The 14,275-nt window shown below is 56.8% G+C and carries 16 protein-coding genes; 3 read left to right on the plus strand and 13 right to left on the minus strand.

Annotated elements, in window-relative coordinates; translation table 11 throughout:
* Nucleotides 1-41: 41 nt before the first annotated feature.
* From hemW to K5E19_RS14800, 5 genes are read right to left on the minus strand one after another with little or no spacing between them, the layout of a single operon-like run.
* Nucleotides 42-1,184, minus strand: coding sequence for a radical SAM family heme chaperone HemW (gene hemW, locus K5E19_RS14780; protein WP_221551894.1), 1,143 nt, complete (start codon nucleotides 1,182-1,184; stop codon nucleotides 42-44).
* Nucleotides 1,177-1,770: an XTP/dITP diphosphatase gene (locus K5E19_RS14785; RefSeq protein ID WP_221551895.1), complete on the minus strand. Its 594-nt coding sequence runs from the start codon at nucleotides 1,768-1,770 to the stop codon at nucleotides 1,177-1,179. The genes hemW and K5E19_RS14785 overlap by 8 nt, the downstream gene beginning before the upstream one ends.
* A 3-nt stretch (nucleotides 1,771-1,773) precedes the next feature.
* Nucleotides 1,774-2,070, minus strand: coding sequence for a DUF167 family protein YggU (gene yggU, locus K5E19_RS14790; protein WP_221551896.1), 297 nt, complete (start codon nucleotides 2,068-2,070; stop codon nucleotides 1,774-1,776).
* The gene (locus K5E19_RS14795; protein ID WP_221551897.1) at nucleotides 2,067-2,633 is read right to left on the minus strand and encodes a YggT family protein; all 567 of its coding nucleotides are present in this window, start codon (nucleotides 2,631-2,633) and stop codon (nucleotides 2,067-2,069) included. The genes yggU and K5E19_RS14795 overlap by 4 nt, the downstream gene beginning before the upstream one ends.
* A 21-nt stretch (nucleotides 2,634-2,654) precedes the next feature.
* On the minus strand, nucleotides 2,655-3,356 hold the full coding sequence (locus K5E19_RS14800) for a YggS family pyridoxal phosphate-dependent enzyme (protein WP_221551898.1): 702 nt from the start codon (nucleotides 3,354-3,356) through the stop codon (nucleotides 2,655-2,657).
* Between the two features lie 17 nt (nucleotides 3,357-3,373).
* On the opposite strand from K5E19_RS14800, the gene K5E19_RS14805 reads away from it, so the two are divergent.
* On the plus strand, nucleotides 3,374-4,354 hold the full coding sequence (locus tag K5E19_RS14805; protein WP_221551899.1) for a type IV pilus twitching motility protein PilT: 981 nt from the start codon (nucleotides 3,374-3,376) through the stop codon (nucleotides 4,352-4,354).
* Nucleotides 4,355-4,364: 10 nt separating this feature from the next.
* On the opposite strand, the gene ruvX is transcribed toward K5E19_RS14805, so the two are convergent.
* The 8 genes from ruvX to metK all read right to left on the minus strand — a co-directional run bounded on the left by ruvX (nucleotide 4,365) and on the right by metK (nucleotide 11,491).
* Nucleotides 4,365-4,781 (minus strand): Holliday junction resolvase RuvX, encoded by a 417-nt coding sequence (gene ruvX / locus K5E19_RS14810; protein ID WP_006811925.1) that lies wholly within the window; start codon nucleotides 4,779-4,781, stop codon nucleotides 4,365-4,367.
* The gene (locus tag K5E19_RS14815) at nucleotides 4,781-5,341 is read right to left on the minus strand and encodes a YqgE/AlgH family protein (protein WP_010435456.1); all 561 of its coding nucleotides are present in this window, start codon (nucleotides 5,339-5,341) and stop codon (nucleotides 4,781-4,783) included. The genes ruvX and K5E19_RS14815 overlap by 1 nt, the downstream gene beginning before the upstream one ends.
* A 74-nt stretch (nucleotides 5,342-5,415) precedes the next feature.
* A complete protein-coding gene (gene gshB, locus K5E19_RS14820) occupies nucleotides 5,416-6,363 on the minus strand; it encodes a glutathione synthase (RefSeq protein WP_033146605.1) in 948 nt (315 codons plus the stop codon).
* A gap of 19 nt (nucleotides 6,364-6,382) precedes the next feature.
* Complete coding sequence (rsmE, locus tag K5E19_RS14825; protein ID WP_010435451.1) at nucleotides 6,383-7,114, minus strand: 16S rRNA (uracil(1498)-N(3))-methyltransferase; 732 nt, start codon at nucleotides 7,112-7,114, stop codon at nucleotides 6,383-6,385.
* A 51-nt stretch (nucleotides 7,115-7,165) separates the two neighbouring features.
* The gene (gene endA, locus K5E19_RS14830) at nucleotides 7,166-7,873 is read right to left on the minus strand and encodes a deoxyribonuclease I (RefSeq protein WP_221551900.1); all 708 of its coding nucleotides are present in this window, start codon (nucleotides 7,871-7,873) and stop codon (nucleotides 7,166-7,168) included.
* Between the two features lie 94 nt (nucleotides 7,874-7,967).
* Nucleotides 7,968-8,465 carry a SprT family zinc-dependent metalloprotease gene (locus K5E19_RS14835; protein WP_221551901.1) on the minus strand — a complete coding sequence of 166 codons (498 nt, stop codon included), beginning with the start codon at nucleotides 8,463-8,465 and terminating at the stop codon, nucleotides 7,968-7,970.
* A gap of 58 nt (nucleotides 8,466-8,523) precedes the next feature.
* A complete protein-coding gene (gene galP / locus K5E19_RS14840; RefSeq protein ID WP_221551903.1) occupies nucleotides 8,524-9,921 on the minus strand; it encodes a galactose/proton symporter in 1,398 nt (465 codons plus the stop codon).
* A gap of 415 nt (nucleotides 9,922-10,336) precedes the next feature.
* Nucleotides 10,337-11,491 carry a methionine adenosyltransferase gene (gene metK / locus K5E19_RS14845; protein ID WP_221551904.1) on the minus strand — a complete coding sequence of 385 codons (1,155 nt, stop codon included), beginning with the start codon at nucleotides 11,489-11,491 and terminating at the stop codon, nucleotides 10,337-10,339.
* Nucleotides 11,492-12,153: 662 nt separating this feature from the next.
* Between metK and yqgB the strand changes: the two genes are divergently transcribed.
* Complete coding sequence (yqgB, locus tag K5E19_RS14855) at nucleotides 12,154-12,285, plus strand: acid stress response protein YqgB (protein ID WP_127312443.1); 132 nt, start codon at nucleotides 12,154-12,156, stop codon at nucleotides 12,283-12,285.
* Between the two features lie 8 nt (nucleotides 12,286-12,293).
* Entirely contained in the window at nucleotides 12,294-14,270 is a 1,977-nt protein-coding gene (gene speA, locus K5E19_RS14860; RefSeq protein ID WP_221551909.1) for a biosynthetic arginine decarboxylase, read from the plus strand.
* Nucleotides 14,271-14,275 lie beyond the last annotated feature (5 nt).

A 14,275-nucleotide genomic window follows, 5' to 3' on the forward strand; every position in this document is an offset into this window, starting at 1 on the left:
CCTCAGCCAGCAGAACGGGATGCAAAATCCTGAATCAGCCTTCAGGAATCTTCGGCGAGGAACAGCTCAAGAAGGGAGTTTAAGAACAGTTTGCCGTGCTCGGTGATCTGCCAGAACTCCTCACACTCAGTCAGATACCCCTGGGCCAGCGCCTCGTCGATTTGCGGGCGAATCACCGACTCCGGCAGCCCGGTGTACAGCGCAAACTCCGCGCGCGGCGCGGCCTCCAGCAGACGGAAGCGGTTCATGAAGAACTCAAACGGCTTGTCTGCCGCCTCGACGTCGTGCTGACGCTCCAGGTAGCGGCCTTCCATATACCCGCGCGGGTGGCGAGTTTTGGCGGTGCGCAGAATGCGCCCGTCCGGGAAGGTCACCTTGCCGTGCGCGCCGCAGCCAATCCCCAGATAGTCGCCAAAGCGCCAGTAGTTCAGGTTGTGCTGACACTGGTAGCCCGGCTTCGCGTACGCGGACGTTTCATACTGCTGATAGCCCGCAGCGGTCAGCAGCCTATGGCCCTGCTCAAAGATATCCCACAGCGCGTCGTCGTCCGGCAGCACCGGCGGGCGCGAGCCGAAGAGCGTGTTTGGCTCGATGGTGAGCTGGTACCACGACAGGTGCGGCGGGTTCAGCTCGATCGCCTGGCGCAGGTCGTCCAGCGCCTCTTCCAGCGACTGATCCGGCAGGCCGTGCATCAAATCGAGGTTAAAGCTGCGAAGATTAAGCCCGGTTGCCAGGTTTGCCGCGCGCTTCGCCTCTTCCGGGCCGTGAATGCGCCCCAGACGTTTTAGCTTTGGCTCGCTAAAGCTCTGCACGCCGATGGAGATGCGGTTCACGCCCGCGCGCTGATAGTCGACAAAACGGTCGGCTTCAACGGTGCCGGGGTTGGCTTCCATCGTTATTTCCGCATCCGCCGCCAGTTTCAGGCGCGCACGCACGCCGTCCAGCAGCGTCTGCATCGCCGGGCCTGAAAGCAGGCTCGGCGTACCGCCACCAATAAAAATGGTCTTAACTTCACGTCCCTGTGCGTAAGCGACATCGGCGTCCAGGTCGGCCAGCAGATGCGCAACGTAGTCATCGTGCGGCACTTCGCCCTTCAGCGCGTGCGAGTTGAAATCGCAGTACGGGCATTTCTGCACGCACCACGGGATGTGAATATAAAGACTCAGAGGCGGCAAATTAGCCATTACGTAACGCTTCCAGTAACAGTTTCAGCGCGCGTCCACGGTGGGAAATCGCGCTTTTCTCTTCGCGGGTCAGTTCCGCGGCGGTTTTGCCCTCGGTCGGGACAAAGAAGATCGGGTCGTAGCCAAAGCCGCCGTTGCCCGCTGCTTCACGGGTAATCACGCCCGGCCAGCTGCCGTGGCAGACGATAGGCGTCGGGTCTTCCGCGTGACGCATATAGACCAGTACGCAGTGGAACTGCGCGGTGCGCTGTTCGTCCGGTACGTCTTTCAGGGCGACAAGCAGCTTTTCGAGATTCTGCTGGTCGGTGGCGTCCTCGCCGGAATAGCGGGCAGAGTAAATCCCCGGTGCACCGCCGAGGAAATCCACGGCCAGGCCGGAGTCATCGGCAATCGCGGGCAGGCCGGTGACCTGCGCGGCGTGGCGTGCTTTCAGGATCGCGTTTTCGATAAACGTTAGGCCCGTCTCTTCGGCGGACTCGACGCCAAGCTCGGTCTGGGCGACCACGTCCAGACCAAAATCATTTAATAGCGAGGCCAGCTCGCGCACTTTACCGGCGTTGCCGGTCGCGAGAACAACTTTCTGCATGGTTTAGTCCTGTTCTGTCAGAGCCGCGACTTCCGTCGGGATTACTTGCGGATTGAGGATTTTTACCTGTTTATGCCGCCCAAGTTCACCTTTTTCAATGATGACCTGGCTTTTGGCGACGCGAAACTGTTTTGCCAGATATTTGGTCAGATGCGCGTTCGCCTGGCCGTCAACCGGCGGGGCGGTGATGGCGACTTTTAACTCGTCGCCATGCAGCCCAACAATACTGTCACGGCTGGCTTTCGGCTGAATATACAGCCGCAAAACCAGCCCGTCAGCGCAGGAGCTTACGGCACTCATAGCGCCATCCACAGCCCCGGCAGCAGCATGTCGCCCGTGGACTGTAGCAGCTCAGCGATACCCATGTTGACCACATACAGCAGCAGCACCAGGATCATCGGCGAAAAATCGATGCCGCCCATCGATGGCAGAAGGTTGCGAATCGGGCGCAGCAGCGGTTCGGCCAGCTGGATCAGCGCATATTCTACCGGACTACGGCCCTGGCTTACCCAGCTCATGATCGCCATGACCAGCAGCACCCAGAAGATCAGCAACCCGACGGTTTTGACCAGGATCAGGACCGCAGCAATCCAGATAATCGGCTGGAAGGTGATGACCATAAACAGCACTATCGCCTTGATAACGCTCAGAATAAACGCCACCAGCAGAGACGAACTGTCGATGGGACCCATCGCCGGAATAATACGGCGCAGGGGCCCGACAACAGGTTGCGTGATTTTCACGACAAACTGGGAAAACGGATTGTAAAAATCACAGCGTGCCCACTGCATCCAGACGCGCAGTAAAAGCGCCATCGTATACAGCTCAAGCACCGTTGAGAGCAGGAAAGTCAACGTCTTCATGGCGTTCCTCAGGTTTCCTTATTATTTTGAGTAGTCGCGCGCACCGAAAATGGCCGTGCCGATGCGCACCATTGTGCTGCCTGCCGCGATGGCGGCTTCCATATCATCCGACATGCCCAGTGAAAGCGTGTCTACCGTTTCATAGCGCGCTTTAAGCGCCTCAAATGCTACAGCCATTTGCTGTGCCACGGCAAACTGCCTTTCATAACTTGACTCAGGCGCCGGAATTGCCATCAGCCCGCGCAGGGTCAAACGCGGCAGTGCGGCCACCTCTGCGGCCAGCGCGTCCAGCTCGCTCAGCGCAATGCCGGACTTGCTGTTTTCATCACTGATGTTGATTTGAATCAGCACGTTAAGCGCGGGCATCTCTGCGGGCCGCTGGTCGTTCAGACGGGTAGCAATGCGCAGTCGGTCAACGGTATGGCACCAGTCGAAGTGCTCTGCCACCAGACGGCTTTTGTTCGACTGCAGCGGGCCGATAAAGTGCCACTGCAGATCCGAATTCCCCTGTTCCTGGAAATAGCGAATTTTATCCACGCCTTCCTGCACGTAGTTTTCGCCAAACGCCCGATGGCCTGCCGCTATCGCTTCTGCGATGGCGCTCGCAGGCTTAGTTTTGCTGACTGCAAGCAGGGTAATTTCTTCTGAAGCACGGCCGCAACGCGTTGCAGCGGCTGAGATTTTGTCCCGGACCTGTGCCAGGTTATGCGCAATGTCGTTCATTTTCCGAGGAGTAGTCTATGGATGTGGAAGAAATTGTGGCCCTTAGTGTAAAGCATAACGTCTCCGATCTACACCTGTGCAGTGATTCACCGCCGCGCTGGCGCAGATTAGGCCGCCTTGAACCAGCCCCGTTTCCGGCCCCCGACGTTGAGGCACTGTTGAAAACCTGGCTCAACGATGAGCAGCAGGGCGCGTGGTGGGCAAACGGGCAGGTAGACTTTGCCGTCACGCTCACAGGCAATCAGCGTCTTCGCGGCAGTGCGTTTACGCATATGAAGGGGGTGTCGATCGCCTTGCGGCTGTTGCCGCTCGCGTGCCCGCAGCTATCTGCACTGGGCGTGCCCAGGGCTATCCCGGAACTGCTCTCCAGCGACAGCGGGTTGATTCTGGTGACGGGGGCGACCGGTAGCGGAAAATCCACAACGCTTGCGGCGATGGTGGATTTTCTCAACCATCACACCGACGGCCATATTTTGACGCTCGAAGATCCGGTGGAGTTTATGTACCAGAGTGAACGCTGCCTGATACAGCAGCGGGAGATGGGTCAGCACAGTCTCTCCTTTGCCGAGGCGCTGCGCAGTGCGCTGCGTGAAGATCCGGACGTCATCCTGCTGGGGGAGCTGCGCGACAGCGAGACTATCCGTCTGGCGCTGACGGCGGCCGAAACCGGGCACCTGGTGTTGGCGACGCTGCACACGCGCGGCGCTTCGCAGGCGATTGAACGGCTGGTGGATACCTTCCCGGCGGAGGAGAAAGATCCGGTGCGTAACCAGCTGGCAGGCAGCCTGCGCGCTGTGCTGGCGCAAAAACTGCTCCAGGATGCGCAGGGTGGGCGCGTGGCGCTTTATGAACTGCTGGTGAACACCCCGGCGGCGGCGAATCTCATCCGCGAAGGAAAAACGTGGCAATTACCCGGCATCATACAAACCGGTCAGCAGGCGGGAATGCAGAACTTTGAGCAGAGTCTGGCAGAAAGGCGGGCGCAGGGGCGGCTGTAGGCCCCGGCGCTCAGTAGCCTTGTTCGAAATAGCTTTCGAGAATGATCACGGCTGAGGCGGAGTCGACGCTGCCTTTGTTCAGCGCCCGGAAACCGCCGTGTTCAAACAGGCCCGCACGCGCTTCGACGGTGCTAAGACGCTCGTCGTGAAGCTTTACGGACACGCCAAAACGACCGTGGATTTTGTTGGCGAACTTACGCGCGCGGGCGGTGAGCGGCTGTTCGGTGCCGTCCATGTTGAGCGGCAAGCCCACAATCACGTCGTCCGGCTGCCACTCTTTGAGCAGGCGCTCAATAAGGTTCCAGTCCGGCGTGCCGTCGTTGGCCTTTAGCGCCGTCAACGGACGCGCTGTGCCCGTGATGCGCTGACCCACGGCGACACCGATGCTTTTGGTACCAAAATCGAAGGCCAGAAGCGTTCCGCTCATTACGCGTGCCCCGCTACGCCTGGCATGGTCAGAATATCGATGCCAATCAGTTTCGCCGCGTCACGCCAGCGATCGGCGATAGGCGTTTTAAACAGGATGTTCATATCTGCAGGTGCGGTCAGCCATGCGTTATCAAGAATCTCTTGTTCAAGCTGGCCTTTCTCCCACGAGGAGTAGCCCAGCGCGACAAGCACTTCGGAAGGCTGCTCGGCAGTGCCCAGTGTTTCAAGCACGTCGCGAGAGGTCGTGACAACGGTGTTGTCGGAGATACGAATACTGGAAGAGAAGACCGGCGGCGTATGCAGGATAAAACCACGATCTTCCGCGAGCGGGCCACCCAGCATTACCGGTTTATCAAGGCGGATCTCCGGAAGACGCGCTTCAGCGGTGATTTTCAGCTTGTCCAGAATTCCTTCAACCTGCAGGTTTTCCAGCGGCTTGTTGATAATAATCCCCATCGCACCGTCTTCGTTGTATTCGCAAATATAAACCACGGCGCGGCGGAAAATCGGATCCTGGAGAGCAGGCATGGCAATAAGAAAGTGATGCTGTAAATTCATTGTCAGAGGTACTGTTTCCTGGTTTAAAAAGCGACAGCGACCAGTATGGGGATAAACCTGGGCGCTGTCACAGATTATTTCTGTAAACGTTTTTCGATAGCGTCCATCAGCATTCCGGTGATCGAGATCGGGAACTCCGCTTCGATTTCACGGATGCAGGTCGGGCTGGTGACGTTCACTTCGGTCAGGCGATCACCGATGATATCCAGGCCAACAAAGATCAGGCCTTTGGCTTTCAACGTCGGGCCAACGCGGCGGGCAATTTCCCAGTCGCTTTCGGTCAGCGGACGGGGTTCTCCACGGCCACCGGCCGCCAGATTACCGCGGGTTTCGCCACCCTGCGGAATACGTGCCAGGCAGTACGGAACCGGTTCGCCATCCACGACCAGCACACGCTTATCGCCGTCTTTGATCGCCGGAATATAGTTCTGAGCCATGCAGTAACGCGTGCCCAGCTCGGTCAGCGTTTCGGCAATCACGCCAATGTTCGGGTCGCCTTCTTTCACGCGGAAAATCGACGCGCCGCCCATGCCGTCCAGCGGCTTCATGATGATATCGCCGTGCTTCTGCCAGAATTCCTTCAGCTGCGCTTTGCTGCGGGTCACCAGGGTTTCCGGCGTCAGGTCAGAGAACCAGGCGGTGTAGAGCTTCTCGTTACAGTCGCGCAGGCTCTGCGGCTTGTTGACGATCAGCGTGCCTTTCTCTTCTGCACGCTCAAGGATATAGGTGCTGTAGATGTATTCGGTGTCGAACGGCGGATCTTTACGCATCAGAATGACGTTGAGATCGGCCAGGGCAATGTCCTGCTCGGTGCCGAATTCGTACCATTTGTCGTAGTTCTGCTCGACGTTAACGATGCGGGTGCGCGCGCGCGCTTCACCGTTGATCAGGTAAAGATCGTTCATCTCCATATAGTGGAGTTCATAGCCGCGACGCTGCGCTTCCAGCAGCATGGCGAAGCTGGAATCTTTCTTGATGTTAATGTTTGCTATGGGGTCCATCACGATGCCGAGCTTGATCATGTTCTTCTCCGTTAATGCTTCAACCCAGATCGCCAAACCGTACCTGTAGCGCGGTAATGGCCGTGAGTGCCGTTGTCTCAGTGCGCAGAACGCGAGGTCCCAACAGAATATCAGTAAACTGGTAACGTGCCGTCATCGCAATTTCGTCCGCCGACAGGCCGCCTTCGGGGCCAATCAGCAGGCGTACGCGCTCAACGGGCAATGGCAGCGTATTGATGCTGGCGCTGGCGCGCGGATGAAGATTGAGCTTCAGCCCGCTGTCCTCTTCTGCACACCAGTCCTCCAGATCCATCGCAGGGCGGATCTCCGGAATACGGTTGCGTCCACTCTGTTCACACGCCGCAATGGCAATTTTCTGCCACTGCTGGATCTTTTTGTTCAGACGTTCCGCATCCAGTTTAACGCCACAGCGCTCAGAAAAAAGTGGCGTAATGAGGCTTACACCCAGTTCAATGGATTTCTGAATGGTGAATTCCATTTTCTCACCGCGCGACATCACCTGGCCCAGATGGATGTGCAGCGGCGATTCCCGGTCATCCACTTCGCCACGCAGCACGTTAACGTGTACGCTTTTTTTATCAGACCGCGTGATTTCCGCGTCGAAAACCTGGTTCGAGCCGTCGAACAGCTGAATGGCCTGACCTGCACCCATGCGCAGCACGCGGCCAACGTGGTTGGCGGCGTCATCAGACAGGGCGATTTCACGGCCTGCGGTAATCAGTTCAGGATGGTAAATGCGGGGAATGCGCATAGTCAGAAATTCCATGTGTCATGCGATATAAGCGAATGGCCGTAGTGTAGGTTAGCTCTTTTGTGCCTGGCAAGCCCGCTGGACGTAAGGGTTGTGATTCCCCTGGACTTTGGCGATGCGCTCGTCGCGCTGGCATTCCCACTCGGTCACCGGGTACTGCCTGTCCCAGGCGTTGAACAGCTGCGTCTGCTGGCGTGAAAGGTTGAGGTCATAACGGTCACGCATATAGAAGTAGGTACGGGCGATACTGCCGCGCGCGCGGGCAGGGGGCTCGGCGACTTTCTCTTTAAAATCAACCTTCATACCGCACTGTCCGTACTGGCCTTCGCCACCGTTCCACTGGCTGTACATAAAGTTGCCGCGATCGCCGTTCACTTCGCCAACCGCAGGCTGCAGGTTATGCATATCGCTTTCCATCTGGCGGTAAACCGGATCTTTGGAACAGTTTTTACGTCCGCCGTCCTGCCAGCACTGGCGCTGGTGGCCAAACTGCCAGGCCGGAACGACATGTTCCCATTCGATGCGGCTGGCGCGGTTTTCGTTTTTACGCACCTTATAGCCGCAGGACTCAAGGTCAACGACTCCTTTTTTACCCTGCCAGTTAATTTTACAGCCGCAGTAGAAATCGCCCGGCACATCGGCGTTCACCTTCACGCCTGCGGCCTTGGCCTGAGAGAAACTGTTGATACCGTCGGCCAGAGCATGGCCGGAGAGCGCCGTCGTCATAAAGGCGACCGCGAGAGAAACATTACGGGACATCTTACACTCCGTGTCAAAACGAGCCCGCAACGTAACGAATGTTGTTCCCGTATGCAATCAGTCAGATCAGGAAAGTTCCTGAAAGTTCAGGTTATTACTCCGCGACCAGCGGTTCGCCGCATTTGACGCAGCGGTAGGTTGCCTCGCCGCGCACCACGCGGTTATGACGGCGGACGGTGAGCTGGTGCTGCTGGCACCGGCAGCGGTAGGGAAATGTATTGCGGCGCACCGATTCCAGCTCGAACTGATGGGTACGGCGTGCCGGAACGCCCAGTACCGCTTCCATCATCCACTTCCACTCTTTCCCGTGTGGCGCGACGCGTCCGAAGTGTTTCCACACCAGCAGATGCGCCAGTTCGTGCGGTACCACTTCCTCAATAAACGCCTGCTGGTTTTCCATCATCAGCACCGGGTTCAGGCGGATCTCATAAGGCTCGAGCCAGGCGGTGCCGGCCGCGGTGCCGCGCTGCTGATAAACGATCTTCGGTTCAGGATAGTTGCGGCCAAGCTTCAGGTTGGCCTGGGCGAGTTTTTCCCGCAGGCAGCGCATAACGGCTTGCTGAAGGGCGATGGGGAGACGGGGAGCTTTCATAGGGGCAGAGCATAAAGCGCGAAGCGGGGAGGTGCAAGGGGCACCTCCCGCCAGAGAATTAGTCGTGTGCGCCGATTTCGCGCAGAGGACGACCTTTCATCAGGTTACGTTCAATGTGTTCCAGTGAAACGTGTTTGGTTTCTGGAACCAGCCAGATAGTCAGAACAATAAAGAACAGGTTCAGACCGGCGTAAACCCAGAAGGTGTTGGCATTGCCCAGGGTATTGAGCATGGTCAGGAACGTTGCGCCGACGATCATGTTGGCAATCCAGTTTGTCGCGGTAGAGCAGGTGATACCAAAATCACGCCCTTTCAGCGGCTGGATCTCAGAGCACAGTACCCAAATCAGCGGACCGGCGCTCATGGCAAACCCGACGATAAACATCAGCAGCATCGCCACCGCGAAGTACTGGGCGGTTGGAGAGTGAATGCCCACGTGCATCATGGTACCCAGCACGCCCATGCCGACGGCCATTACCAGGAAGCCCAGCGTCAGGGTAGGCTTACGTCCCCAGCGGTCCACCAGACCGATGGCGATAAAGGTCGCCAGCACGTTGGTCAGGCCGACGATAACGGTGCCCCACATTTGCTCGGTGGTGTTGGTATACCCCGCCAGTTCGAAGATTTTTGGCGCGTAGTACATGATGACGTTCATCCCGGTGAACTGTTGCATCACCTGCAGAAGCACGCCCAGGAACACCGCGCGGCGGAAGTTGCTGTTCTCTTTAAACAGCGCCCAGCCGGACTGTTTCACCTTCAGGCTTTCGCGGATCTCTTCCAGCTCGTTTTTCGCCTCAGCGCTGGTATCGCGCAGGCGGAGCAGCACGCGTTCGGCATCGTGGAATCGACGTTTCGCGGCAAACCAGCGCGGGCTGTCCGGCAGGAAGAAGACGCCGATCAGAAGCAGGATAGCCGGGATGATGATCACGCCGAGCATCCAGCGCCATGCGCCGCTGTAGCTGAACGCGGTATCGGAAAGGTAAGCACCAAGAATACCGATGGTGATCATCAGTTGGTACATGGAAATCATGCTGCCGCGGATTTTCTCCGGCGCGATTTCAGATAGATACAGCGGTGCGGTATAGGACGCGACGCCGACAGCCAGGCCCAGCAAGACGCGGGAAAGAATGAGCACCTCAACGTTAGGCGCTGCGGCAGAGAAGAGTGAACCGGCAACAAACAGGATCGCGCCGATCATCAGGCTCTTTTTACGCCCGAGCTTGAAGGAGAGCCAGCCGCTGCCAACGGCACCGACTGCCGCACCGAACATCATGGAGCTGACCACCCATTCCTGAGTATGCGCGGTAATCTGGAACTCATCAGCGATGAAGGGGAGTGCACCTGCAATGACGCCGATATCCAGGCCAAAAAGTAATCCTGCCAGGGCAGCGAGGAAGCAGACGAAGAATGTCATCGCCTTGTTGGACGTACGCCCTTGTTTATTATTGTCAGGCATTATGCCCTCCATTTGAATTATCAGTTTTGTCGATGTTAAGGGTAGGTGAGTGACCCGTAAAAATATGTGAGACAAATCACATTGGTGTAATCGGTTACACTGCCGTGCAACCGTAAAAATAATTAAAGCTTTGAAAATATAGAGGTAAATGAGGTGATGCGCATCGCGTTTGTTTGAATTTCGGACTTAACTGAAATGAAATGTAACAGCAGAAGAAAGGCGATCAAGCAAAGAGATTATTCTGAAAGCGGGATATATTCGGCATGGTGTAAGCGGTTTCAAACATTGCCGGGTGGCGGCTGCGCCTTACCCGGCCTACGCACACCACAAAACCCGTAGGTCGGGTAAGGCGAAGCCGCCACCCGACATAAAAAAGGCCAGCACAAAGGCTGGCCTGTTAAACACTGTCAGTCGATTACTTCAGACCGGCAGCTTCACGCAGCAGGGCGGCTTTGTCGGTTTTTTCCCATGGGAAATGTTCACGACCAAAGTGACCGTATGCAGCGGTTTCTTTGTAGATTGGGTGCAGCAGATCCAGCATCTGAATCAGGCCGTATGGACGCAGGTCGAAGAACTCGCGCACCAGCAGGGTCAGCTGTTCTGAAGGCACTTTCTCAGTACCGAAAGTTTCCACCATGATGGAGGTCGGTTCAGCCACGCCGATTGCGTAGGAAACCTGAATCTCACAGCGGTCAGCCAGGCCAGCAGCAACGATGTTTTTCGCAACATAACGTGCAGCGTACGCAGCAGAACGGTCCACTTTAGAAGGATCTTTACCGGAGAACGCACCGCCGCCGTGACGCGCCATGCCGCCGTAGGTATCCACGATGATTTTACGACCGGTCAGGCCGCAGTCGCCCATTGGGCCGCCGATAACGAAGCGTCCGGTTGGGTTGATGAAGAATTTGGTTGCAGAGCTCAGCCATTCGGTAGGGAGAACCGGCTTGATGATCTCTTCCATCACGGCTTCCTGCAGCGATTTCTGATCGATATCTTCAGAATGCTGAGTGGACAGAACTACCGCATCAATACCGACGATTTTACCGTCGTCATACTGGAAGGTGACCTGGCTTTTCGCATCCGGGCGCAGCCACGGCAGGGTGCCGTTTTTACGCACTTCAGCCTGACGCTGCACCAGACGGTGTGCGTAGGTAACCGGTGCTGGCATCAGCACGTCAGTTTCATTGGTGGCGTAGCCGAACATCAGGCCCTGGTCGCCCGCGCCCTGCTCCAGCGGATCGGTGCGGTCAACGCCCTGGTTGATGTCCGGGGACTGTTTGCCGATGGCGCTCAGTACCGCGCAAGAATTGGCATCAAAGCCCATATCAGAATGTACATAGCCGATCTCACGCACCGTGTTACGGGTGATCTCTTCGATATCAACCCATGCGCTGGTGGTGATCTCACCGCCGACCAGAACCATGCCGGTTTTGACATAGGTTTCACACGCTACGCGCGCTTTAGGATCCTGGGCAAGGATCGCATCCAGCACCGCATCGGAGATTTGGTCAGCAATTTTATCAGGATGTCCTTCTGATACGGACTCGGACGTAAACAGGTGTTTTGCCATGTTTTATTTCACCTAAGAGGAATTTGGTTAGCTCGAACTGCTGTGTGGAATAGCCAAAGGAGAGTATTCTACCAAGGCCTGCAGGTTTTTGACACTGGCAGTCTGAGTGTTAATCAGTATAGATGGATTAACATCTGGACGTCTATTTTAGGTCACTTCTTCACCCGATTTCCAGTTTTTTTTGAGTAACCTCTCACTGCGTTGAAAACAAAGCTGGAAATATTTCCTGACAGCACGGGCAACCCACGCATTTTTGTTTTGCATTTTCCCCACCTTCTCGGTATAAAACGCGGCACGCGGCTCATACAAAAAAGCGCTCGATGACCTCATCGTGTCGCCACTTCCAGCCGGGTTAAGCAGTGAACATTTAGCTTTGGCTTGTGGTCCGTTTCAGCAGAGGCGGCGGTGGAGGTGATACGAGATAATGAACCATCGTTTTCCGCTAATTCAGCGCAGCCGTTCTGGCGCGCAGTTGATTCCCGCAACCCGCATTTCCAGTCTGCAAACCTGCCGATGTTATACCCATCTCGGCGCTTCTCAGGATTCCAGGGCCGGTTACGCTCTGTGACAACTGAACAAGGGCGCTCTTGTTAATACAAGAGTTTTCTCGTGGTTTCGCCGAACCTTGTCATACAGAGTTCGGATACGTGTTTTACAATGATATGAATAAGAAACCGGTCGCACGGTCTGGATTTCAGCATACTCTGCTGGGAAACGGAGCCGTTTATGGGTTGTTATCGCCGTATAACGCTGCGATAGTAGTCAACTGTTTTACACTTAATACAAAGAGTTGAGGTTCGCTATGTCTGACGACATGTCTTCTTTTTCGCCTTCGTCAGCGGGCGAACAGGGTGTACTACGTTCTATGCAGGAGGTTGCGATGAGCTCCCAGGAAGCCAGCAAGATGCTGCGCACTTACAATATTGCCTGGTGGGGCAATAACTACTACGACGTCAACGAACTGGGCCACATCAGCGTCTGCCCGGATCCGGACGTCCCTGAAGCGCGCGTCGATCTCGCCAAACTGGTGAAAGCCCGCGAAGCACAGGGCCAGCGGTTGCCTGCACTGTTCTGCTTCCCGCAGATCCTGCAACATCGCCTGCGTTCTATCAACGCGGCGTTCAAACGCGCGCGTGAATCCTACGGCTATAAAGGCGACTACTTCCTGGTTTACCCGATCAAGGTAAACCAGCACCGCCGCGTCATTGAATCCCTGATCCACTCCGGCGAGCCGCTGGGTCTGGAAGCCGGTTCCAAAGCGGAACTGATGGCGGTTCTGGCGCACGCGGGCATGACCCGTTCGGTGATCGTCTGTAACGGCTATAAAGACCGTGAATACATTCGTCTGGCGCTGATTGGCGAGAAGATGGGCCACAAGGTCTATCTGGTTATCGAGAAGATGACTGAAATCGCTATCGTGCTGGAAGAGGCCGAGCGTCTGAACGTCATCCCACGCCTTGGCGTGCGTGCGCGTCTGGCGTCGCAGGGTTCTGGTAAATGGCAGTCCTCCGGCGGTGAAAAATCCAAGTTCGGCCTCGCGGCGAACCAGGTGCTGCAGCTGGTGGAAATCCTGCGCGAGCGCGGTCGTCTCGACAGCATTCAGCTGCTTCACTTCCACCTTGGCTCGCAGATGGCCAATATTCGCGACATCGCCACCGGCGTGCGTGAATCGGCGCGTTTCTACGTTGAGCTGCACAAGCTCGGCGTGAACATTCAGTGCTTCGACGTGGGCGGCGGCCTGGGCGTGGACTATGAAGGTACCCGCTCGCAGTCTGACTGCTCCGTGAACTACGGCCTAAACGAATACGCCAACAATATTATCTGGGCGATTGGCGATGCCTGTGAAGAGAACGGCCTGCCGCACCCGACGGTGATCACCGAATCCGGTCGCGCGGTCACCGCGCACCATACGGTACTGGTCTCTAACATCATCGGCGTTGAGCGTAGCGAAATTACCGAAGCGACGCCGCCGCAGGACGATGCACCACGTTCCCTGCAAAGCATGTGGGAAACCTGGCAGGAGATGCACGAGCCGGGCACGCGCCGTTCCCTGCGCGAATGGCTGCACGACAGCCAGATGGACCTGCATGATATTCACGTCGGCTACTCTTCAGGCACCTTTAGCCTGCAGGAGCGCGCCTGGGCGGAGCAGCTTTATCTGAACATGTGCCATGAAGTGCAGAAACAACTCGACCCGAGCAACCGCGCGCACCGTCCGATTATCGACGAGTTGCAGGAGCGTATGGCGGATAAGATTTACGTCAACTTCTCGCTGTTCCAGTCGATGCCGGATGCCTGGGGTATTGACCAGCTGTTCCCGGTTCTGCCGCTGGAAGGGCTGAACCACGCCCCGGAACGTCGTGCGGTACTGCTGGACATCACCTGTGATTCCGACGGCGCTATCGACCACTACGTTGACGGCGACGGTATCGCAACGACGATGCCAATGCCGGAATACGACCCGGAGAACCCGCCGATGCTGGGCTTCTTTATGGTCGGCGCGTATCAGGAGATCCTCGGCAACATGCACAACCTGTTCGGTGATACCGAAGCGGTTGACGTGTTTGTCTTCCCTGACGGCAACGTGGAAATCGAGCTGTCCGATGAAGGGGACACCGTGGCAGACATGCTGGAATACGTTCAGCTGGATCCGAAAAAACTGCTCACCCAGTTCCGCGACCAGGTGAAAAACACCGGTCTGGACGACGCGTTGCAGCAGCAGTTCCTGGAGGAGTTTGAAGCGGGTCTGTACGGGTACACCTACCTGGAAGATGAGTAGGTAAA

The sequence above is a fragment of the Enterobacter sp. RIT637 genome (assembly GCF_019718755.1).
Taxonomy (GTDB): domain Bacteria; phylum Pseudomonadota; class Gammaproteobacteria; order Enterobacterales; family Enterobacteriaceae; genus Enterobacter.

Excerpts from the sequence above, each read along its gene's own strand:
- hemW (WP_221551894.1), bottom strand. The coding sequence starts at position 1,184 with ATGGCTAATTTGCCGCCTCTGAGTCTTTATATTCACATCCCGTGGTGC.
- K5E19_RS14785 (WP_221551895.1), bottom strand. The coding sequence starts at position 1,770 with ATGCAGAAAGTTGTTCTCGCGACCGGCAACGCCGGTAAAGTGCGCGAG.
- yggU (WP_221551896.1), bottom strand. The coding sequence starts at position 2,070 with ATGAGTGCCGTAAGCTCCTGCGCTGACGGGCTGGTTTTGCGGCTGTAT.
- K5E19_RS14795 (WP_221551897.1), bottom strand. The coding sequence starts at position 2,633 with ATGAAGACGTTGACTTTCCTGCTCTCAACGGTGCTTGAGCTGTATACG.
- K5E19_RS14800 (WP_221551898.1), bottom strand. The coding sequence starts at position 3,356 with ATGAACGACATTGCGCATAACCTGGCACAGGTCCGGGACAAAATCTCA.
- K5E19_RS14805 (WP_221551899.1), top strand. The coding sequence starts at position 3,374 with ATGGATGTGGAAGAAATTGTGGCCCTTAGTGTAAAGCATAACGTCTCC.
- ruvX (WP_006811925.1), bottom strand. The coding sequence starts at position 4,781 with ATGAGCGGAACGCTTCTGGCCTTCGATTTTGGTACCAAAAGCATCGGT.
- K5E19_RS14815 (WP_010435456.1), bottom strand. The coding sequence starts at position 5,341 with ATGAATTTACAGCATCACTTTCTTATTGCCATGCCTGCTCTCCAGGAT.
- gshB (WP_033146605.1), bottom strand. The coding sequence starts at position 6,363 with ATGATCAAGCTCGGCATCGTGATGGACCCCATAGCAAACATTAACATC.
- rsmE (WP_010435451.1), bottom strand. The coding sequence starts at position 7,114 with ATGCGCATTCCCCGCATTTACCATCCTGAACTGATTACCGCAGGCCGT.
- endA (WP_221551900.1), bottom strand. The coding sequence starts at position 7,873 with ATGTCCCGTAATGTTTCTCTCGCGGTCGCCTTTATGACGACGGCGCTC.
- K5E19_RS14835 (WP_221551901.1), bottom strand. The coding sequence starts at position 8,465 with ATGAAAGCTCCCCGTCTCCCCATCGCCCTTCAGCAAGCCGTTATGCGC.
- galP (WP_221551903.1), bottom strand. The coding sequence starts at position 9,921 with ATGCCTGACAATAATAAACAAGGGCGTACGTCCAACAAGGCGATGACA.
- metK (WP_221551904.1), bottom strand. The coding sequence starts at position 11,491 with ATGGCAAAACACCTGTTTACGTCCGAGTCCGTATCAGAAGGACATCCT.
- yqgB (WP_127312443.1), top strand. The coding sequence starts at position 12,154 with ATGAATAAGAAACCGGTCGCACGGTCTGGATTTCAGCATACTCTGCTG.
- speA (WP_221551909.1), top strand. The coding sequence starts at position 12,294 with ATGTCTGACGACATGTCTTCTTTTTCGCCTTCGTCAGCGGGCGAACAG.